At 63.2% G+C, this 19,870-nt stretch carries 20 protein-coding genes; 7 read left to right on the top strand and 13 right to left on the bottom strand.

Annotation, left to right across the window (positions count from 1 at the left end):
• Window positions 1–34: 34 nt before the first annotated feature.
• Window positions 35–1,144 carry a TRAP transporter substrate-binding protein gene (locus NKH89_RS26585; protein ID WP_023718055.1) on the bottom strand — a complete coding sequence of 370 codons (1,110 nt, stop codon included), beginning with the start codon at window positions 1,142–1,144 and terminating at the stop codon, window positions 35–37.
• A gap of 285 nt (window positions 1,145–1,429) precedes the next feature.
• Here NKH89_RS26585 and NKH89_RS26590 point away from each other — a divergent pair, with 285 nt between their 5' ends.
• A complete protein-coding gene (locus NKH89_RS26590; RefSeq protein WP_352484379.1) occupies window positions 1,430–2,203 on the top strand; it encodes a gamma-glutamyl-gamma-aminobutyrate hydrolase family protein in 774 nt (257 codons plus the stop codon).
• Between the two features lie 6 nt (window positions 2,204–2,209).
• Here the strand turns inward: NKH89_RS26590 and NKH89_RS26595 are convergent, their stop codons facing one another.
• The 5 genes from NKH89_RS26595 to NKH89_RS26615 all read right to left on the bottom strand — a co-directional run bounded on the left by NKH89_RS26595 (window position 2,210) and on the right by NKH89_RS26615 (window position 6,305).
• On the bottom strand, window positions 2,210–2,605 hold the full coding sequence (locus NKH89_RS26595) for a hypothetical protein (RefSeq protein ID WP_352484378.1): 396 nt from the start codon (window positions 2,603–2,605) through the stop codon (window positions 2,210–2,212).
• Window positions 2,606–2,759: 154 nt separating this feature from the next.
• A complete protein-coding gene (locus NKH89_RS26600) occupies window positions 2,760–3,740 on the bottom strand; it encodes a 2-hydroxyacid dehydrogenase (RefSeq protein WP_023718057.1) in 981 nt (326 codons plus the stop codon).
• Window positions 3,737–4,759 carry a LacI family DNA-binding transcriptional regulator gene (locus NKH89_RS26605; RefSeq protein WP_023676245.1) on the bottom strand — a complete coding sequence of 341 codons (1,023 nt, stop codon included), beginning with the start codon at window positions 4,757–4,759 and terminating at the stop codon, window positions 3,737–3,739. The genes NKH89_RS26600 and NKH89_RS26605 overlap by 4 nt, the downstream gene beginning before the upstream one ends.
• A 68-nt stretch (window positions 4,760–4,827) precedes the next feature.
• The gene (locus NKH89_RS26610; RefSeq protein WP_352484377.1) at window positions 4,828–5,712 is read right to left on the bottom strand and encodes a DMT family transporter; all 885 of its coding nucleotides are present in this window, start codon (window positions 5,710–5,712) and stop codon (window positions 4,828–4,830) included.
• Window positions 5,713–5,897: 185 nt separating this feature from the next.
• Entirely contained in the window at window positions 5,898–6,305 is a 408-nt protein-coding gene (locus NKH89_RS26615) for a DUF2000 family protein (RefSeq protein ID WP_023718059.1), read from the bottom strand.
• Between the two features lie 51 nt (window positions 6,306–6,356).
• Between NKH89_RS26615 and NKH89_RS26620 the strand changes: the two genes are divergently transcribed.
• Window positions 6,357–7,229, top strand: a complete 873-nt coding sequence (locus tag NKH89_RS26620; RefSeq protein ID WP_352910629.1) for an AraC family transcriptional regulator — start codon at window positions 6,357–6,359, stop codon at window positions 7,227–7,229.
• A gap of 1 nt (window position 7,230) precedes the next feature.
• Here the strand turns inward: NKH89_RS26620 and NKH89_RS26625 are convergent, their stop codons facing one another.
• Both NKH89_RS26625 and NKH89_RS26630 read right to left on the bottom strand, forming a co-directional pair.
• Window positions 7,231–7,713, bottom strand: coding sequence for a MarR family winged helix-turn-helix transcriptional regulator (locus tag NKH89_RS26625; RefSeq protein ID WP_023718061.1), 483 nt, complete (start codon window positions 7,711–7,713; stop codon window positions 7,231–7,233).
• Between the two features lie 203 nt (window positions 7,714–7,916).
• Window positions 7,917–8,639 carry an intradiol ring-cleavage dioxygenase gene (locus NKH89_RS26630; RefSeq protein WP_352484376.1) on the bottom strand — a complete coding sequence of 241 codons (723 nt, stop codon included), beginning with the start codon at window positions 8,637–8,639 and terminating at the stop codon, window positions 7,917–7,919.
• A gap of 186 nt (window positions 8,640–8,825) precedes the next feature.
• On the opposite strand from NKH89_RS26630, the gene NKH89_RS26635 reads away from it, so the two are divergent.
• Window positions 8,826–9,887, top strand: a complete 1,062-nt coding sequence (locus tag NKH89_RS26635; protein WP_023718063.1) for a CobW family GTP-binding protein — start codon at window positions 8,826–8,828, stop codon at window positions 9,885–9,887.
• A 153-nt stretch (window positions 9,888–10,040) separates the two neighbouring features.
• On the top strand, window positions 10,041–11,015 hold the full coding sequence (locus NKH89_RS26640; protein ID WP_352910633.1) for a WD40 repeat domain-containing protein: 975 nt from the start codon (window positions 10,041–10,043) through the stop codon (window positions 11,013–11,015).
• 4 nt (window positions 11,016–11,019) lie between these two features.
• On the opposite strand, the gene NKH89_RS26645 is transcribed toward NKH89_RS26640, so the two are convergent.
• Window positions 11,020–11,541 carry a hypothetical protein gene (locus NKH89_RS26645; protein ID WP_348633211.1) on the bottom strand — a complete coding sequence of 174 codons (522 nt, stop codon included), beginning with the start codon at window positions 11,539–11,541 and terminating at the stop codon, window positions 11,020–11,022.
• Window positions 11,542–11,630: 89 nt separating this feature from the next.
• On the opposite strand from NKH89_RS26645, the gene NKH89_RS26650 reads away from it, so the two are divergent.
• From NKH89_RS26650 to NKH89_RS26660, 3 genes are all read left to right on the top strand, one after another.
• Window positions 11,631–13,013 (top strand): aspartate aminotransferase family protein, encoded by a 1,383-nt coding sequence (locus NKH89_RS26650; RefSeq protein WP_023718066.1) that lies wholly within the window; start codon window positions 11,631–11,633, stop codon window positions 13,011–13,013.
• Between the two features lie 14 nt (window positions 13,014–13,027).
• Window positions 13,028–14,449: a glutamine synthetase family protein gene (locus NKH89_RS26655; protein ID WP_352547943.1), complete on the top strand. Its 1,422-nt coding sequence runs from the start codon at window positions 13,028–13,030 to the stop codon at window positions 14,447–14,449.
• A gap of 86 nt (window positions 14,450–14,535) precedes the next feature.
• Window positions 14,536–15,258 (top strand): UdgX family uracil-DNA binding protein, encoded by a 723-nt coding sequence (locus NKH89_RS26660; RefSeq protein WP_280940411.1) that lies wholly within the window; start codon window positions 14,536–14,538, stop codon window positions 15,256–15,258.
• Window position 15,259: 1 nt separating this feature from the next.
• Here the strand turns inward: NKH89_RS26660 and NKH89_RS26665 are convergent, their stop codons facing one another.
• From NKH89_RS26665 to NKH89_RS26680, 4 genes are all read right to left on the bottom strand, one after another.
• Window positions 15,260–16,525 (bottom strand): glycerate kinase type-2 family protein, encoded by a 1,266-nt coding sequence (locus NKH89_RS26665; protein ID WP_352910636.1) that lies wholly within the window; start codon window positions 16,523–16,525, stop codon window positions 15,260–15,262.
• Between the two features lie 175 nt (window positions 16,526–16,700).
• On the bottom strand, window positions 16,701–17,207 hold the full coding sequence (locus NKH89_RS26670; protein ID WP_352910638.1) for a heme-degrading domain-containing protein: 507 nt from the start codon (window positions 17,205–17,207) through the stop codon (window positions 16,701–16,703).
• A gap of 75 nt (window positions 17,208–17,282) precedes the next feature.
• Window positions 17,283–18,596 (bottom strand): guanine deaminase, encoded by a 1,314-nt coding sequence (gene guaD, locus NKH89_RS26675; RefSeq protein WP_352910640.1) that lies wholly within the window; start codon window positions 18,594–18,596, stop codon window positions 17,283–17,285.
• Complete coding sequence (locus tag NKH89_RS26680) at window positions 18,593–19,810, bottom strand: urate hydroxylase PuuD (protein WP_023718072.1); 1,218 nt, start codon at window positions 19,808–19,810, stop codon at window positions 18,593–18,595. Before NKH89_RS26680 ends, guaD begins: the two co-directional genes overlap by 4 nt.
• Window positions 19,811–19,870 lie beyond the last annotated feature (60 nt).

The raw sequence follows: 19,870 nt of genomic DNA on the forward strand, positions 1-19,870 counted from the left end.
CGCCGAGTGGAGCCACTCGGCGTCGCAGAATATTCTAGAGCTTGCCGTTGCGCTGCTGGACCATCATGAAGGTGTCGTAATTGTACTCGGCCACCTGCGCCCAGAGATAATGCTCCTTGCGGAACGCCTTGATCGAGTCCCAGATCTTCTTGAACGGCGCGTTCGAGGCTTCCATCTCGGCATAGACTTCGTTGGCCTTTTCGAAACAGGCGGCCATGATCTCCTGGCTGAACGGGCTCAACTTGGCGCCGCCGGCAACCAGCCGCTTCACCGCCGCCGGGTTGAGGTAGTCGTATTTCTGCAGCATGTTGGCGTCGGCCGCTTGGGCGGCAGTGTGCACCAGCGACTTGTAAGCCGGCGAAAGTTCGTCGTATTTCGCCTTGTTGAACATCAGATGGACGGTCGGTCCACCTTCCCACCAGCCGGGATAGTAGTAATAGGGCGCAACCTTGTAGAAGCCGAGCTTCTCGTCGTCGTAGGGGCCAACCCATTCGGCGGCGTCGATCGTGCCTTTTTCCAGCGCCGGATAAATGTCGCCACCGGCGATCTGCTGCGGAACTACGCCGAGCCTTTGCACCACTTTGCCGGCAAAACCACCGATACGCATCTTGAGGCCGGAAAGGTCGGCGACCGTTTTGATCTCCTTGCGGAACCAGCCGCCCATCTGCACGCCGGTATTGCCGCCCGGCAGCCCGAACAGACCCTGCGTCGCCAGGAACTCGTTGAACAGATCGATGCCGCCGCCATGATAGTGCCAGGCGTTTATGCCGCGCGCGTTGAGCGAAAACGGAACCGCCGCCCCCAGCGCCCAAGTCGGGTCCTTGCCCCAGTAATAGTATGCCACCGTATGGCAGGCCTCGACGGTGCCGGCAGTGGTGGCGTCGGCGGCCTGCAGGCCGGGAACGAGTTCGCCGGCGGCGAAGACCTGGACCTGGAAGTTGCCGTCGGTCGCCTCCGACAGCATCTTGGAAAACACTTCGGCGCCACCATAGATCGTATCGAGCGACTTCGGGAAGGACGACGCCAGCCGCCAGGTCACTTTCGGGTTGGACTGGGCGATGGCCGGCGCAGCAAGTGTCGCGGCAGCGGCCGCGGCGCCGAAACCGGTGGTGCCGGCCTTGCGGATGAACGAACGACGATCCATGAAGTTCCTCCCTTTTGGATCAACTGACCGACATTCGGGACGCTTCGGGGCCCGGATCGGCTTCGAGCCCGACAATACACAGGCAAGGAGTCGAGTCCAGCGTGGCAGCCCGGTTTGAGTGGCGCATTTCGGGGAAATTCACGGCGTTGGGGCAGATCTTGCAACTATAGTCTAAGGTCGATTAACTGGCCTACGCGACACGCCGAAACTTGCCATGGAAATGCGCCTTCGGATCGCCTATTTTGCAGGCAGATAATTCGTTGCACCCGATGGGATCCGGACCAAATGCACCAGCCGCTCGTCGCCATATCGACCGACGTCCGCCAGTTCGACAATTACATCTGGCATGCCGCGCCACAGCAATATCTTGAAGCGGCGCTTTCGGGTGCAGGCGTGTTCCCGCTGCTGGTACCGTCCTTCGGCGACCGGCTCGACTTCGATGAACTGCTTTCCGCCGTCGACGGCGTCATGGTCACCGGTTCGAAGTCCAACGTTCATCCCTCGCTCTATGGCGGTGACGCCAGCGAAGCCAATGGTCCTTACGACTCCGCCCGCGACGCGACGACGTTGCCACTGATCCGCCGGGCGGTGGAGCGCGGGGTACCGCTGCTCGCCATCTGCCGCGGAATCCAGGAGATGAATGTGGCACTGGGCGGCACGCTGGCGACCGAAATCCAGGAACGCGTCGGTTCGCTCGACCATCGTGCGCCGGCAAGCGACAATCAGGACGAACGCTTCGCCATCCGCCAGAGCGTGTCGATAAAACCCGGCAGCTGCCTGGCCGGGGTCTTCGGCGCCGGCGACATCCTGGTCAATTCGGTGCATCGCCAGGCCATCGATCGGCTTGGCCCGAAGCTGCAGGTCGAAGCGGTCGCCGCCGACGGCACTGTCGAGGCGGTTTCGGTCAAGGACGCCCGCGCCTTCGCTGTTGGCGTGCAGTGGCATCCAGAGTACTGGGTCGAATCTGACAACATCTCGGCAAAGATTTTCCGCGCCTTCGGCGACGCTGTACGTCTGCATCAGGCGGCGAAATCGGGCGCGCGCGCAGCGGCAGAATAGCGCTCGTCAGTTGCCGGCCGACGCCAGCGATAGCAGCGGCAGCGCCGGCGCGTAGGATTCGTAACCGTCGCCATCGGCGACTGAGAACATGACGATTGGATCGGTGCCGTTGGCGCTGAATGTGACCGTGCCGTCATTCTGCTCTCGCCAGAACTTCGCCTGCTCGACACCGGGCAACACCCGGCGGCAATTCGCGGCGACCGTCAACAGCGACAAGCCTTGCGAAATCTCGGCGCCACGGCTGACCGCACAAGACGCCTCGTCACCATGGGCTACCAGCCGGTAGTTGCCGGATGAAGGTGGTGACTCACTGGCTGCACGGCTTTCACCGCTACCGGCATAAAACAGCTGGACGCTGCCGAACAGCACAGCAACCGCCATCAATGCAGGAAGCGTTTTCATCCTGTTTCTCCGCGCATTTCAAGCGCGCCGCGTTCGAAGAGATCAGGAGGCGCGCTTCATCTTGCTGTCATGTGCTGTCAGGCGGACAGACACTAGGAAGGGACCAGAATGATTCCGAAGGGTTAAGCTGAAGTTAATAGATATGGCAGCCCGCTTACGGCCTTGCCTTGACATTTGCCGTCTCCGGCACCGGCGTCAGTGCCTTGCGCTGCGAAAACCACGAGACCAGATTGTCGACGCATAGGTCCGCCATGGCGCGGCGGGTGTGCTGCGAGGCGGAGCCGACATGTGGCAAAAGCGAGGTGTTGGGCGCGGCAAGCAACGCCGCTGGCACATTCGGCTCGTCGGCAAAGACGTCTAGCCCGGCAGCGGCGATGCTGCCGCTGGCAAGTGCGGCGGCAAGGGCTGGCTCGTCGACCGTGCTGCCCCGGCCGATATTGACGAAGACGCCGTTCGGCCCAAGAGCCGAGAGGATTTCGGCATTGACTGCCCTTTCCGTCGCGGCCCCGCCGGGCGCCACCGAGATCAGTGTGTCGACCGCCTCGGCGAGACCTTTCAGCGTCGGGTGATAGTCATAGGACAGGCCTTCGACGCGGCGCCGGTTGTGGTAGGCGATGGGCAGCCCGAAAGCGTCGAGCCGGCGGGCAATGGCGAGGCCGATGCGGCCCATGCCAAAGATACCGACATGGCGCCCGCGCAGGGTCAGCCGGCTCAGCGGATAGTTGCCTTTGCGCAGCCAACTTCCGTCGCGCAGCCAGGCCTCGGCGCGCGGCAGTTCGCGGATGGTGTTGATCAGCAAGCCGAGCGCCGTATCGGCGACCTCTTCGGTCAGCACATCCGGGGTGTTGGTGACCATGATGCCGCGCTGTACGGCGTGGCGGACATCGACAGAATCATAGCCGACGCCGAAATTGGCGATGATCTCGAGCTTTGGCAGCGCGTCCATCAACGCGGCGCTTATGCCGCCGAAGGCGGCTATGCCGCGCACCGTACGGCGCATGTCGTCGGTGACCAGCGACGGATCGGCGCCTTCGATCCGGACGCGGCTGAACGCCCCGTCGATGCGGCCGACCGCATGGTCGTTGAACTGGCCCGGCACCAGAATGGCGACAGCTTGCTGTTCGGTTTTTGTCATGCACGTTCCACCGGTTTGCCGGTCGACTGGCGCACATGCAGTTCCGGCTTGATCAGTTCCTGCGACGGCCGCACCGTCTGTCCGTTGAGTTTGTCGAGCAGCGCGCTGGCGGCGCGGCGGCCAACCTCGCGCTGGCCGTTCCAGACCGTGGTCAGTGCCGGCGTCGCGATCGCCGCTTCCTCGAGGTCGTCATAGCCGGTAACGGAGATGTCGATGCCCGGCACCAGCCCCGCGCGCGCAATGCCGTTCATCAGGCCGATGGCGACGAGGTCGTTCCAGCAGCAGGCCGCGGTAGGCCTGTCTTTCAGCGCCAAGAACTGCCCGGCAGCCTCGAAGCCGGCCTGCTTGGTGCGCGGGCCGGCGATACGCCATGACGGCCTGACCTCGAGCCCTGCCGCCTCCATGGCGTTGACATATCCCTGATAACGGTCGCGGCCGGTCGACGTCTGGTCGGTACCGCCGATCATGGCGATGCGCTTGTGGCCAAGCGAGATCAGATGATTGGTAGCAAGCCCGGTGCCATAGGCATCGTCGCCGCGAAACACCGGCACGTCGGCACCTTCGACGGTGCGTGCAATCAGCACTGCCGGGAGACCGTTCTCCTCGGCCATGATTATGTCTTCGGGCGGTGTGCCGATGGCCGGCGACATGATGACGCCGTCAGCGCCGAGCTGCAGAAGCGTGTCGATGAAGGTGCGCTGTTTCTCGAGTTGGTCGTAGTGGTTCGACAGGATGAAGGTCTGCCGGCTGCGGTCGAGTTCGCTCTCGATCGAACGCAGTATCTCGGCAAAGAACGGGTTCATGATGTCGTGGACGACGACGCCGACAATGCCCGAGCGTGAGGTGCGAAGGCTGGCGGCGCGGCGGTTGTAGATATAGCCGATGGCGCGTGCATGTTCCTTGATACGGTCGCGGGTGCCGCCGGCGACCAGCGGGCTGTCGCGCAAGGCCAGCGAGACCGTGGCCGTGGACACGCCGAGCGCATCCGCGATGGTCGAAAGCTTGATCTTCTGTGCCAGCGCCCTGCGCTCCCGAAGCAATTTAAACTGTTTAAAGGCCGGCTCTTATGCCATCGATCCCGAGCAAATCAAAGTTTTTTTGCCAGCGCTTCCGCCTCCGCGTCCAGCGTCGCGCGGTTGTGCAAGCGAAGCCGGTGCTCGCGGTGGACGATGTAGAGGCCGCTGGCGACGATGACGGTGGCACCGACCAGCGTCCAGCGGTCGGGAAACTGGTTGAAGACGATCAGGCCGGAGATGATCATCCAGATCATCTGCGAATAGGGATAGGGAGCCAGGGCCGTGGTGGTGGCAAGGCGATAGGCCTGCACAAGAAGCCAATGGCCGATGGCGCCGAAGACGCCAAGCATCAGCAATATGAACCAGTGCCAGCCATCCTGCGGCAGCGAAAGCGAAAACGGCAGTGTCGGCAGCAGCAGCACGGCCGGCGCCAGCGCCGAAAACAGGATGAGACTTTCCGAGGTTTCCGTCGCCGACATACGGCGCGTCATGATGACGTAGAAACTGTTCGATAGCATCGAGCCGAGCGCAAAGAGATGGCCGACGCCAAAAACCCCGATGCCCGGCCGGGTGATGATGAGGACGCCGACAAAGCCGCTCATGATCGCCAGCCAGCGCCGCCAGCCGGCCCATTCGCCGAGCAACGGACCGGCAAGCGCGGTGATCACCATCGGGCCGAAGAAGTAGATCGAGGTGGTTTCCGCCAGCTGCAGCGTCCGCAGCGCCAGAATGTTGAACATGGTCGATCCGAACAGGAGCAGACCGCGCGTGAGATGCGCCGGCAGGTTGGCGGGACGAAAACGCAACGGCTCACGCCATCCGCGCAGAAAGACGCCGACAAGCAGGACATGGACCGCGAAGCGGGTCCAGGCGACGATCAGCGCCGAGACGCCAGCCAGCACAAGGTACTTGCTGCTGGTGTCGAGGAAGGTGAAAAACACATAGACGGAAAGCATGCACAGGATCGCCGCCGGCGACGTCGCGCTTTCGTCTTGTCTTGGGGGAGCATTCAATTTCAGGCCGGACGGGAAGCAAGGCAGTCCCTCACCAATGCGGGAATTGTCGCCAGCGGGCAAGCCAAAAGAGGCTGGCACACCGACAGGCGACGACAGGCTCAGTTTTGTTCCTGGTGGCCGGAGAGTCAGGTGTGCATGCGGGCACCCTTGGTGATCTTGTCGACGAGCTTCTTTTCGGCGCGAAGCGCGATGCCGACCACCTTGGCATCCTCCGGCGCAAATTCGGCAAAGACGGCACGGTTGGCCAGATCGTACCCAGTCGAAAACATTTCCTCGACATAGAGCGAAACCGTCACACCACGCTCCAGCGCCCGCCGCTGGATCGTTCCGAGCGCCTGGCCGTCTGCCGAAAGCACGATGACCGGCTGGATCGATAGCGGGTTGTAGATATTGCCGGCGCGGTCACGGTAGGGCTCGCCGATGAGGTCGGGAAACTGCGCGACGATGCCGCTGGTCAGAAAGGCGGTGACGTTGAGCTTCTGCCAGACGGGAAGATCGTCCCTGAGCACGATTGCAAATTTCGTATCGAACATGCGACAGTTTCCAATCCGAAAGGGGGCCAATCCGAGGCTGCGAGTGAAGCGATGCCGCACGGTCTAGACGGGGAAGCCTTTCAGGGTCTTGGACGTTTGTGCGTGGATGCAGCCGAGAACTGCATCGTATCGGCACCCGGTACTGCCGGCATGGAACGCATCGAGGCCCGGTTCCACGGCAACGCCTTCGATCTCCATCGCCACGACACCTATGCAATCGGGGTGACGCTTTATGGCATACAGAGCTTCCGCTATCGCGGCGCGACGCATCAGAGCCTGCCTGGCCAGATCATTATCCTTCATCCCGACGAAACGCACGATGGCGGCGCCGGCACAGAAGACGGATTGCGTTACAGAATGCTGTATTTGGAGCCGTCCCTGATGCTCGATTGCCTCGGCGGCGGGTCACTGCCGTTTGTCGGGGATGCCGTGATGACAGACCGCGATTTCCGCGCGACGCTGCTTTCGGCGCTCGGGCCGCTGGATCAGGAACTGGACGAGCTGTTTGTGGTCGATTTCATGACGCAGCTGATGCAAAGCCTGGCCCGGCACGCCGGTCAGCCGGCGAAACCGATAGCGAAAACTGCGTGGCGTGCCGCCAGTCTGGCGCGCGACTATCTGGAGGAAAATGTCGCGCGGATTGTACGTTCGGATGAATTGGAGGCGATCACCGGATTGGACCGTTATGCCCTGTCGCGGCATTTCCGCGCCACCTTCTCCACCAGCCCGCACCGGTTCCTGTTGATGCGCCGGCTTCAACGAGCCCGTCGGATGATCGAATGCGACGAGCCGCTGGCGCAAATCGCCATCGCAGCCGGCTTCAGTGACCAAAGCCATTTCAATCGGCATTTCAAGAAGGCGTTCGGCGTCACACCCGGACGCTGGTCGGCACTGACGCGGCGGCCGTCAGCGGCGAACGCGTGACCTATTCAAGGATCTTGTCCTCGATATCCAGTTCGTCATCGGGGAGCACCATTTCGCCGTTCGAAAGATTCGCTTCGACACGGGCAAGCAGCTTGAACAGCGATTTCTGATCCTTCTTGTCGAGACCCTTCAATGCCTGCTTTTCGGTCTTCTTCACCGATTTCTCGATGGCGTGGATAATTTCGCGGCCGGTGTCGGTGAGGAAAATATGCGCCTGGCGGGCATCGGCGGAGGAGGCCCGCTTTTCCAGAAAACCCTGCGCCTGCAGCCGGTTGATGGTCTTGGTGATGGTCGGCGGACGCACGCCGAGGCGGCCGGCAAGATTGCCGGGCGTCTGCCCGTCCTCGCGGTCGAGCGCCAGCATGATCTGGTCCTGACCGGCATAGAAGCCATGCGCCAGAAGCCGGGCGGCGAGCGCCGTGCGCGCCAGCCGCGCCGCCGAATGCAGCCGGCTCATTGTTGCAGTCTTGTCCGCCTTGGCCATGCTCATCCCTCCTCGGCCGAACCGGTGCGGACAGCATAGAAGCAGGCCGCCGATTGGCAATGACGATCGAAAACATTCCGGCTCGGAAAATAGCTTTGCCGGCAAGCATCGCGGTGTTCGCCGTGGCTAATGCCAGATGTTTATTTCAGTTAGATGACAAACGACTTTCCGCGACGGCTGGATGGCGACGTGACGAGGTGTCCTCAACCGGCCCTCACCGCGACCACCATCAAGGCCTGATAGGCGTCCGCCATTTCCCGCAGCGCTGCCTGCGACGGCGGCCCGGCCTGCCGCGCAATGCCGTCCCGCATGTTCGATGTATCGCGTTTGCCGGGGCGATCGTTATAGGGCGCGACGGTGGCGAATATATGCTCGCTCAAGCTGTCGGGGAAGAACATCTGGCCGGTCATTGCCGAGCGGTCGTCGGGGAAGATCTTGAAATGGATGTGGGTGGTGCGGCCGCGATACCAGCCGGGATAGATGGTGGCGAAAGAAGCGATGCCGCTTCCATCGCTTCTCTGCCAGCCGCGCAGAAAGCTCTGGCCGGACGTGTCGATATCCTGCCCGTCGCCCTGTCCGGGATAGCCGGAATAGGCGCCCTGGGCGTCGCAATGCCAGATATCGACGCGTGCGCCGGGAAGCGGCCGGCAGGCGGCGTCGACGATTTGCAGCCGCACATTGAGGGCGACGCCCTTCTTGCCCTCGGTGATATCGGCGCGTTCGAGCTTCGGGTCGAAATAGAACGGTCCTTCGGTGACCTCGGGCGTCATGGTGCAGACGCCGGCACCGGCTTCGAACAAAGCAAGCCCGGCATAGGGCGAGACCTGCCCGGCCCTTGCGCCGGCGGGCAGGAATATGCCGCCCGTGGTGACCGCTACAAGACCGAGAGCCTGCCGCCGGCTTAATGGCAAGGACTTGTCGGACATCTGGCGCCTCCTCAGTGCGAACAACCCCTCGCCCTATCTAGGCCCCACCGCCAGCCCGCGCCAATGAACGTTCGGCAATGTGAGGAAAGTTCGGCAATACCGGCCTCTTTGGCCCATCGGTTTGCCTCGTGCAAAAGCCGAGCACACATCCTATATGGAGCCGACAATCCCTATTCGAGGCACAATATGAGCGACGCACAGACGCAGATCCCCGTTACCGTCCTTACCGGCTATCTCGGCGCCGGCAAGACGACACTGCTCAACCGCATCCTTTCGGAAAACCATGGCAAGCGCTACGCCGTCATCGTCAATGAGTTCGGCGAGATCGGCATCGACAACGAGTTGATCGTGGAATCCGACGAGGAAATCTACGAGATGAACAATGGCTGCATCTGCTGCACCGTGCGCGGCGACCTGATCCGCGTCGTCGAAGGTCTGATGCGCAGGCCCGGCCGCTTCGACGCCATCGTCGTCGAGACCACAGGCCTCGCCGATCCCGTGCCGGTAGCGCAAACCTTCTTCATGGACGACGATGTGCGTTCCAAGACCAGGCTCGATGCGGTGGTGGCGCTGGTCGACGCCAAGCACCTGCCGCTGCGCCTCAAGGATTCCCGCGAGGCCGAGGACCAGATCGCCTTTGCCGATGTCGTCGTGCTCAACAAGACCGACCTGGTCACCCCCGAAGAGCTGAGCAAGGTGGAGGCGACGATCCGCGCCATCAACCCGGCGGCACGCATCCATCGCACCACACGCGCCGGCGTGGCGCTGTCCGAGGTGCTCGATCGCGGTGCGTTCGACCTGTCCCGGGCGCTGGAGAACGATCCGCACTTCCTCGAGGCGCATGACGATCACGACCATCATGATCATGATCACCATGATCACGAGGGCCATGATCATCACGATCATGACGGGCATGACCATCATCACGCGCACCCTTCCGACATCCATGATGTGACGGTGCAGTCGGTGTCGCTGCGCGGCGGCGAGATGGACCCGAAAAAGTTCTTCCCGTGGATCGAGAAGGTCACCCAAATGGAAGGCCCGAACATCCTGCGGCTGAAAGGTATCATCGCGCTGAAAGGCGATGACGAGCGCTATGTCATCCAGGGCGTGCACATGATCATCGAAGGCGACCACCAACGCGCCTGGAAGGACGGCGAGAAGCACGAGAGCCGGCTGGTGTTCATCGGCCGCGAACTCGACGCCGAGCGGCTGAAGACAAGCTTCCAGGCCTGCCACGCCGCTTGATTTAGCTGCCCTTTCCCCCTTCTCCCCTTGTGGGAGAAGGGGCGCCCGCAACGCTGGCGCTCTCTCCTCACGACGATCCGAAGCACGGGTTGAGACCCGCAGCTCAACCCCTTAAGGGTGGGGCAGCAGAAATCTCGAACGGAATGGTCTCTCATGCCGACAGTCGCCCCGCTCGATCTCGAAGGCCACTGCCTCGCCGCCGTGTTCCTTGGCGACGTGCCGCATTTCGCGCTGGCCGACGGCACAATCCATCGGCTCGACCATGGGCACAAGACGGTGCAGGCCAATGACGGGCTGCTCGCCGCCCTTCACGATGGCGCAAACGACCGGCTGATCACCGGCGGTGAGGACGGCAAGATCTTTGCCGTGACCGCAGGCGGCAATACTGCGGAATTGGCGACCGCAGGCAAAAAATGGATCACCAGCGTGGCCGCCGGGCCGCAAGGCGCTGTTGCCTATGCTTCGGGCAAAATTGCCTATGTGCGTTTTGCTGACGGCAAGACCAGCGAATTCTCGCATCCGCGCTCGGTCGAGGGGCTGGCCTTCTCGCCCAAGGGCATGCGCTTCGGCGTTGCCCGCTACAATGGCGCGACGCTGCATTTCCCGGCCGCCGACGGCAAGCCGGTCGAGCTCGAATGGGCCGGCGCCCACACCGGCATCACGTTTTCGCCGGACGGCGGCTTCGTCGTCACCACAATGCAGGAAAACGCGCTGCATGGCTGGAAACTCGCCGACGGCAAGCACATGCGGATGTCCGGCTATCCCGGCAAGGTCAAAAGCCTGTCGTGGAGCGCCAAGGGCAAATGGCTGGCGAGTTCCGGCGCGCCGGCGGCGATCGTCTGGCCGTTTTCGGGCAAGGATGGGCCGATGGGCAAGGCGCCGCTGGAACTCGGCACGCGCGGCAGTGCGATGGTCACCTCCGTCGCCTGCCATCCGAGCCAAGATGTAGTGGCGGTAGGGTATGATGACGGCATGGTGATGGCGGTGCGCTTCGCCGACGCCAGGGAAGTGCTGCTGCGCCGGCCAGGCAAGGGCGCCATCACATCGATGATGTGGGACAAGGAAGAGCGCCGCGTCGCGTTCGGCAGCGCCGCCGGCGATTGCGGCGTCATCGACATTTCCGCCTAGCCCGTTAGTCGGCTCCGCAAGATACTTTGCCGGTCAATTCAGCCGGCTTGCCATCCTTTTCGGCATCGTCCGTTACATCATAGATTGAGAGCAAATAGCGGCCGTCATAGACGCCTTCGTCGCTGGCCTTGGTCAGGATCGCCAGTTCGACATAGTCGTAGGCGTTTTCGACCTGCCGTTCGCGATAGACGAGCAGCCGCAATTCCTTGTTGTCGAGCCAATATTGCGTGAGGTTCTGATCCTCGAACACAGTCTTGCGCAGACTGTCGCCGACTGGCCTGCCCAGAATTTCGAGCTCGCCGCGAAAATTGAAGGTCGGCCCGCCCATGCCTCTGGTGACCCCGGCATCGACCTCAAATTTGACGGCTGCATCCTCGGCGGAACACCAGATGCCGCCGGATGCCAAAGCCGCACCAACCGACGACAGCAGCGTTGCCGCGCAGATGATCGCCCGCACCATCGTGTCCCCTCCAGCCGAAGTGCCATTGGCGCCCGAAGGCGGCTCGCGGTCAAGCGCCTGTTCCATTCAAATGACCGCTGACCCAACACAGGGCAGCCGCCCGCCAATTGCGGTGGCGGATGCCGATTGTCTAAAGTGCGGCGGAGAGGGCCGCCATGAACGTCATCGACCATTCAAAGACCTCCATCGGCGGCATCGGCCCGGCCCGGATTGCCGAGTTGCGCGAGACCGAGGCAGAAGCCTTCCGCCAGGCGCGGCCGAAATCGATGGCGAAAATCGGCAATGGCCTGCCCGGCTTCTTCGGCGGCGTGCCGATGCACTGGATGAACGACTGGCCGACGCCGTTCCCGATCCTCGTTGATAAGGCCAAAGGCACCGCCATCAGAGATATCGACGGCAACCGGCTCGACGATTTCTGCCTCGGCGACACCGGCTCGATGTTCGGTCATTCGCCGCCGCCGGTCGCCCGCGCCATCCGCCGGCAGGCCGGACGCGGTCTGACCTACATGCTGCCTGCCGAGGACGCGCTCGCCATCGGCCCGCTGCTGCAACAGCGCTTCGGTCTGCCGTTGTGGCAGATCGCGACGACGGCAACCGACGCCAACCGCTTCGCGCTGCGGGTTGCCCGTGCCGTTACCGGCCGGGAGAAGATCCTGGTCTTCAACGGCTGCTATCATGGCTCGGTCGACGAGACGATGGTCCGGCTGGTCGACGGCAAAGCGGTGAACCGACCGGGACTGGCCGGCGAATTCCGCGACCTGACGCGGGCAACTGATATCGTCGAGTTCAACGATCTGCCGGCGCTTGAGGCCGCACTTCAGGGCAACGATGTCGCCTGCGTCATCGCCGAGCCGGTGCTGACCAATTCCTGCATGGTGCTGCCCGAAGCCGGCTTTCATGACGGCTTGCGGCGTCTCACCCGTGCGACCGGCACGCTGCTTCTAATCGACGAGACGCATACGATCTCGACCGGTCCCGGCGGCTATACAAGCAAATACGGGCTGGAGCCGGACCTGTTCGTGCTCGGCAAGCCGATTGCCGGCGGCATACCGGCGAGTGTGTGGGGCATGAGCGAAGGCGTTGCGGCGCGCTATGCCGCTTATATCAGCCGGAAAGAGCCCGGCTATTCCGGCATGGGGACAACGCTGTCGGCCAATCCGCTGCAATTCGCGGCGATGCGTGCCACGCTCGAAGACGTCATGACCGACGAGAACTACAGCCATATGGACCATCTGGCGCGGCGGCTCGACGCCGGGCTGACTGCCGTTATCGATCGCTATCGCCTGCCCTGGCATGTTGCTCGGGTCGGCGCCCGCGTCGAGTTCATCTGCGCGCCAGGCCCGCTGAGGAATGGCGGCGAAGCCGAGAGGGCGCATGCGCCGGAGCTCGAAGCGGCGATGCATGTCGCGCTGGTCAATCGCGGCGTGCTGATCGCACCGTTCCACAATATGATGCTGATCTCGCCGGCAACTCGCGCCGCCCAGGTGAACCGGCTGATCACCGCCTTCGGCGCGGTTGCGGCAAAGCTTACGGCATGAGACAAGCTGGCAGCATGAAACAAGCGCCCAAGCAAAGTTTGAACCTGGTCACGGCATCCCCTTCGGGCTCGACGCCCGCCGAGGCGCAGGCCTTTCTCGACGCCCATCCGGAGATCGAAGCGTTCGACATCGTGCTGACCGACGCCAATGGCGTGGGGCGCGGCAAGATCGTGCGCCGACATGAGTTGATGAGCATCTTCGAGGGCGGCCGGCACATGCCGATCTCGATCCTCGGCCTCGACATCACCGGCGAGGATGTTCACGAGACCGGGCTGATCTGGACGACCGGCGACGGCGACCTGCGGGCGTGGCCGATCCCCGGCACGCTGGTGCCGCTGTTCGGCACCCAGCCGCCGCGCGGCCAGGTGTTGATGGCGATGTACCATCTCGATGGCCAGCCGATGTCGTCCGACCCGCGGCTGGCGCTCGCCCGCCAGGTAGATATCCTCGCGGCCAAGGGCCTGCATCCGGCCGGCGCCTTCGAGCTCGAGTTCTTCCTGCTCGCCAATGAGCGCGATGCCGAAGGCAAGGTGCAGCCGGCGCATGCGGTGCTCGACGGCCGCCGCTCGGCCAAGACAGAGGTCTATTCCGTCGACCATCTGCACGGCATGGAGCCGCTGTTTTCCGACATCTATGCCGCGGCCAAGGTGCAAGGCATCCCGGCCGAGACGGTCATCTCGGAATATGCGCCCGGCCAGTACGAACTGACGCTCAATTACCGCAAGGACGTGATGCGGGCGGCCGACGATCTCGTCATGCTCAAGCGGCTGGTGCGGGCGCAGGCACGCCGTCATGGTGTCACCGCTTGCTTCATGGCCAAGCCGATCGAGAAGTATGCCGGCTCTGGCATGCATTTTCATGTCTCGCTGCTGGATGATGCCGGCAAGAACGTCTTTGCCGAAGCCGGCGGCGAAAGCTGGTCGCTTCCGCTGCTGCGCGGTCTCGGCGGACTGATCCAGACGATGGCGGAATCGATGCTGGTGTTCGCGCCGCACGCCAATTCATGGCGGCGCTTCGTATCGCAATCCTATGCGCCGGTGGCGCCGACCTGGGGCGTCAACAACCGTTCGGTGGCGCTGCGTGTGCCGGCCGGCGATGCCAAGAACCGCCGCATCGAGCACCGGCCATCGGGCGTCGACGCCAACCCTTATCTAGTCGCGGCAACGGTGCTGGCCGGCATCACTAGGGGTCTCGACGAAGGTCTTGACCCCGGCCCTGAAACCACCGGCAATGGCTACGAATCCGCCGTCACGCGCACGACGATGCCGGTCGACTGGCGTGCCGCGATCGAGGCGGCAAGGGCGTCGACCTTCCTCAAGGGCGCATTGGGCGAAGACCTGCACCGGACATTCGTGGCGATCAAGCAGTCGGAATATCTGCGCGTGGCGCGCACGGTCAGCGAACTGGATTATCACCTCTATCTGCACGAGGTTTAGGGCTTCACATCGTCGGCCATCTGCCGGTGAAGGCCCATGCGGAATAATTTCAGCGGAACCTTCGGCGGGCTTTGCTCATTGCGTGTCTGATTGCAGGAGCGAACAAGGCCGCCTTAGTCATGATCGCCAGGATGCAGACAACCCCGACGCCGCACCATGCCAAGGTGCAGTCAAGAGGCTTGCCTGCAAGCAAGTCCCCGGACACGACAGAAATCGACGCCAGGACGATTCCTGAACTGCGCGAAACGGCCAAGATCTGCCGCCGCTGTCCGCTATGGCGCGATGCCACGCAGACCGTGTTCGGTGAGGGTCCTGATAAAGCCAAGGTGATCTTCGTCGGCGAACAGCCGGGCGACCAGGAGGACCTGGCGGGCAAGCCTTTCGTCGGTCCGGCCGGCAAGGTGTTCGACGCGATCCTGGATGATGCCGGCGTCGATCGGCTGAAAGTCTACGTCACCAACGCGGTTAAGCATTTCAAGTTCGAGCCGCGCGGCAAGCGGCGCATCCACTCCAAGCCGAATGCCGGCGAGGTGCAGGCTTGCCGCTGGTGGCTGGACAAAGAGATCGATCTGATCAAGCCCAACCTGGCGGTGGCACTCGGCGCCACTGCAGCGCAGGCGCTGCTCGGCAAGGTGGTGCCGATCATGAAGATGCGCGGGGCGGTAGTGGAGCGCGACGATGGCTTGCGTGTCTTCGTCACCATCCACCCGTCCTTCATTCTGCGCATTCGCGAGCCGGCGGACAAGCGGGCCGAACGCGAGCGGTTCCTGCAGGATATGAGAGCGGTGAAAAGGCTGATGGCGGCCTGAGCTATTTGATCAATATCGCCCGGAGATCGTTGATGTTTGTGCCGGTCGGACCGGGTACGAAAAGGTCATCTACGGCATTGAATGCCGTCCAGGCGTTGTTGCCGGCAAGCATGGCCTTGGCATCGACGCCCGCCGCGCGCATCCGCGAAACTGTCGAGCCGTCGGCGAAGGCGCCGGCATTGTCTTCCGAACCGTCAATGCCGTCGGTGTCGGCGGCCAGTGCGTGCACGCCCGCCATGCCGGTGATGCCGATGGCGAAGGCGAGCAGGAATTCCGAGTTACGGCCGCCTTTACCTTTCGCGCGCAGGGTCACCGTCGTCTCGCCGCCCGACAGGATCAGCACCGGCTTTGCAAATGGCCGGCTGCGCGTCGCCACCTCGCGCGCGATTGCGGCGTGGATGCCACCGACCTCGCGTGCCTCGCCCTCGATGGAATCGGAGAGAATGACGGCCTGAATACCTCGGCGCTTCGCTTCGGCCGCTGCTGCCTCCAGCGAGACGCCGGCCGAAGCGATCAGATGCACCTCGTTGCGGATAAAACGCGGATCGTCCGGACGTGGCGCATCGGCCGCCGGCGACTTGATATGCGCCATGACCGAAGCCGGCAGCTTCATGCCATAGGCAGCGATCGACGCCAGTGCGTCCTCACGGCTGCCTATGTCCGGCACGGTCGGACCAGAAGCGACCAGAGCCGGATTGTCGCCCGGAATGTCTGATACCACCAGCGAGACCACCTTGGCCGGATATGCGGCGGCCGCCAGCCTGCCGCCCTTGATGGTGGAAAGGTGCTTACGGATGGTGTTCATCGCGGTGATCGGCGCACCGGAGGCGAGCAGCGCCTCGTTGACGGCGATCTCATCGGCCAGCGTCAGACCTTCGGCGGGTGACGGCAGCAGCGCCGAGCCGCCGCCGGAAATGAGCGCTACGACCAGGTCGTCCGCAGTCAGTCCCTGGACTTTTTCGAGCAGCCGTCGCGAAGCTTCCAGCCCGGCGGCATCCGGCACCGGATGCGCCGCCTCGATGATCTCGATGCGCCGGCAGGCCGCGCCATAGCCGTAGCGGGTGACGACCAAACCTTCGATCGGCCGGTCCCACACTTTCTCGAAAGCCGCCGCCATCTGCGCCGAGCCTTTTCCTGCACCGATGACGATCGTGCGGCCCTTCGGCCTTGCGGGCAAATGATTCTTGATCGTCCTCTGGGGATCGGCGGCGGCAACGGCGGCGTTGAAGATGGATATAAGGAAGGATTTCGGGTCGAGAATGGTCATACTGAGCTGCCACCGACGTTCTGCGAACTTCTGCGGCGTTTGCGCTGCCCCTCACCCTTACCCTCTCCCCGTCTAGAGACGGGGAGAGGGGGTAGCCAGCGTTGGAGCGCTTCCCTTCTCCCAGTCGCTAGACGGGGAGAAGGTGCCGGCAGGCGGATGAGGGGCGGCGCCAACGTCACGATGTTGCTTCCGGCGGCAGGACCAACTCCTGGTTATCCACGCCCAAATAGGCACAGAGCGCATCGACGACCACACCATGGTCCTCACGCTCCGGCAGGCCCGAGACGGCGATCACGCCGATGACACCGGCGCCCTTGACAGTGATGGGAAAGCCGCCGCCGGCCAGCACGTAGTCGACAATGTCCAGCCCCTCGCCAGGCTTGAAGCTGCGGTCGGGGCGCTGCTGCTCCAGCACCATGCGGTAGGTGCTTTTCAGGAACCGCCGCACGACGTTGATCTTGCGCCGCGCCCAGTCCGGATTGGAAGCGTTCGAGCCGGGCATTGCCGCATAGAACAGCGGCCGATCGAAGGTTCTGATATCGACGATGATCGGCAGGTTCTCGGTCAAAGCCCGGTCGCGGATCGCCGAGCCGATCTCGAAAGCGACAGCCTCGTCAAAGGCGGAGAAAACAAGCGCGGCTTCCTGTTTCTTGATCAGAGCGATGTCGTCCGCAACGGCCATGTCGTTCCCCTGTCAATCTCGTCGCACGCTTTGGCCGATGGCTGCCGTTCGGTCAAGCCGGGACGCCGGGACCAGCTAGGTCGCCATGTCCGCCTTAACTGCCCGACCGGCGACATAGACCTCGTGCACGGCGCGGTCGTCGCCTAGCGTCTGCAGCAGAAACAATTCCTCGGCGAGCGTGTCCGCCGTCTCCACCCGCAGCCGCATCGCCGGCGTGGCGCGGGCGTCGAGCACGACGATATCGGCGTCGCTGCCTTCCTCCAGAGTGCCGATCTTTTCCGCAAGCGACAAGGCCTCGGCATTGCCGCGGGTCAGTTGCCAGAATGACTGAAACGGATTGAGCTTCTCGCCATTCAGCGCGATCACCTTGTAGCCCTCGTCCATGGTGCGCAGCATCGAATAGTTGGTGCCACCGCCGACATCGGTGGCGGCGGCGATGCGGAGCGGCTTCTCGCGGCGGCGATAGCGCTGATAATCGAACAGGCCCGAGCCGAGAAACAGGTTGGAGGTCGGGCAGAACACCGCCACCGAGCCGCTATCCGAAAGCACATCCGCCTCGCGTTCCGACAGATGAATGCAGTGGCCGAACAGGCTTTTGCGGCCGAGCAGTCCATACTGCTCGTAGATGTCGGTATAGTCCCGCGTCTGCGGGTACAATTGCTGCGTAAAGGCGATCTCGGCGTGGTTTTCCGACAGATGCGTCTGCATATGCAAGTGCGGATATTCGCGGCAGAGCGCGCCCGCCGTTTCCAATTGCTCGGGTGACGAGGTGATGGCGAAGCGTGGGGTGATGGCATAGTGCTGGCGCCCCTTGCCGTGCCACTCCTCGATCAGCGCCTTGCTGTCGTCATAACCCGATTGCGGCGTGTCGAGCACGCCGTCCGGCGCGTTGCGGTCCATCATCACCTTGCCGGCGATGTTGAGCATGTTGCGGTCATGCGACTCGGCAAAGAACGCCTCGGCCGATTCCTTGTGTACCGAGCAATAGGCGGCGACAGTCGTCGTGCCATGACGCAATACTTCATCCAGGAACAGCCTGGCGATACGGCGGCCATGCTGAGCGTTCTCGAATTTTGTCTCTTCCGGAAAAGTGTAGGTGTTCAGCCAGTCGAGCAGCTCGGCGCCGAAGGAAGCGATGACCTGCATCTGCGGAAAATGCGCGTGCGCATCGATAAACCCGGGCAGCAGCAGATGCGGCCGGTGGTCGATCTTTTTCGTTCCCTCGCCCGCCTTTTTCTCGACCTCGGCATAGGCGCCCGCGGCAACGATCCTACCATCGCGGAGCAGCAGGCCGCCATCTTGCTCGTAGCGCCAGGCGGAATGGTCGTCGACGGTTTCGGGCCAGCGCAAAAACGACAGCGTGCGGCCGCGCAGGAGCGTGCTGGTCATTTCCTTGCGCCTTCGAACCATGCCACCAGCAGCGCCCGTTCCTTGTCGGTGATCTGGGTGACGTTGGCGGGCGGCATGGCGTGGCTGCGGCCGGCCTGCAGGTAGATCTCGCCGGCGTGCTCGGCGATGCCGGCATCGGTGTCGAGCATCACGCCCTTCGGCGCGTGGTAGATGCCCTCGTAGGACGGCTCCGCGGCGTGGCACATCGAACAGCGGCCAAGCACCGTATCGCGCACGGCAGGGAAATGCGCCGAGGCAACGTAGACCTGGGCCGCCGCCGACGCCTTCGCCTCGCCGGTCAGCAACTTCGGCACCGTCGACAGCCAGATGATGACCAAGAACAGCACGGCCGCCGCCAGCCAGGTCCAGGTCGGATTGCCTTTGCGCGCATGCCTGGTGTTGAAATAGTGCCGGATCAGCACGCCGATGATGAACACCAGCGAGGCGATGACCCAGTTGAACTCTGTCCCGAACGCCAGCGGATAATGGTTCGACAGCATCAGGAACAAAACGGGCAGCGTCAGGTAGTTGTTGTGCAGCGAGCGCTGCTTGGCGATCTTGCCGTATTTCGGATCGGGCTTACGGCCGGCGATCAGGTCGGCGACGACGATCTTCTGGTTGGGGATGATGACCATGAAGACGTTGGCCGACATGATCGTCGCGGTGATGGCGCCAAGATGCAGGAAGGCGGCGCGGCCGGTGAACAGGTGGGTCAGTCCCCAGGCCATGAATACCAGCACCCCATACAGCACCAGCATCAGGCCGGTGTCGCTGTTGCCGAGCGGCGAACGGCACAGGAGATCGTAGACCACCCAGCCGACGCCGATCGTCGCCAGCGACAGCAAGATGCCTGTAGGCACCGACATGGCAAGCACATTCGGATCGATCAGGAACAGGTCCGCCCCGGCATAATAGACCACGCACAGCATCGCGAAGCCTGACAGCCAGGTGGCGTAGGATTCCCACTTGAACCAGGTCAGGTGCTCGGGCATTTCGGCCGGTGCCACCAGATATTTCTGCACGTGGTAGAAGCCGCCGCCATGCACCTGCCATTCCTCGCCGAAAGCGCCTGCAGGCATGCCCGGGCGTTGGCGCAGGCCGAGGTCGAGCGCGACGAAATAAAAGGACGAGCCGATCCAGGCGATGCCGGTGACGACGTGCAGCCAGCGCACGGCGAAACTCAGCCAATCCCAGAATATCGCGAAATCCATCATGAAAAATCGTCCCTGCCGATCGACTGACTTTACGGACTGGAGCGCAAACGGAAAGGGCTG

The sequence above is a fragment of the Mesorhizobium sp. M0923 genome, assembly GCF_040319365.1.
Classification (GTDB): Bacteria; Pseudomonadota; Alphaproteobacteria; order Rhizobiales; family Rhizobiaceae; genus Mesorhizobium.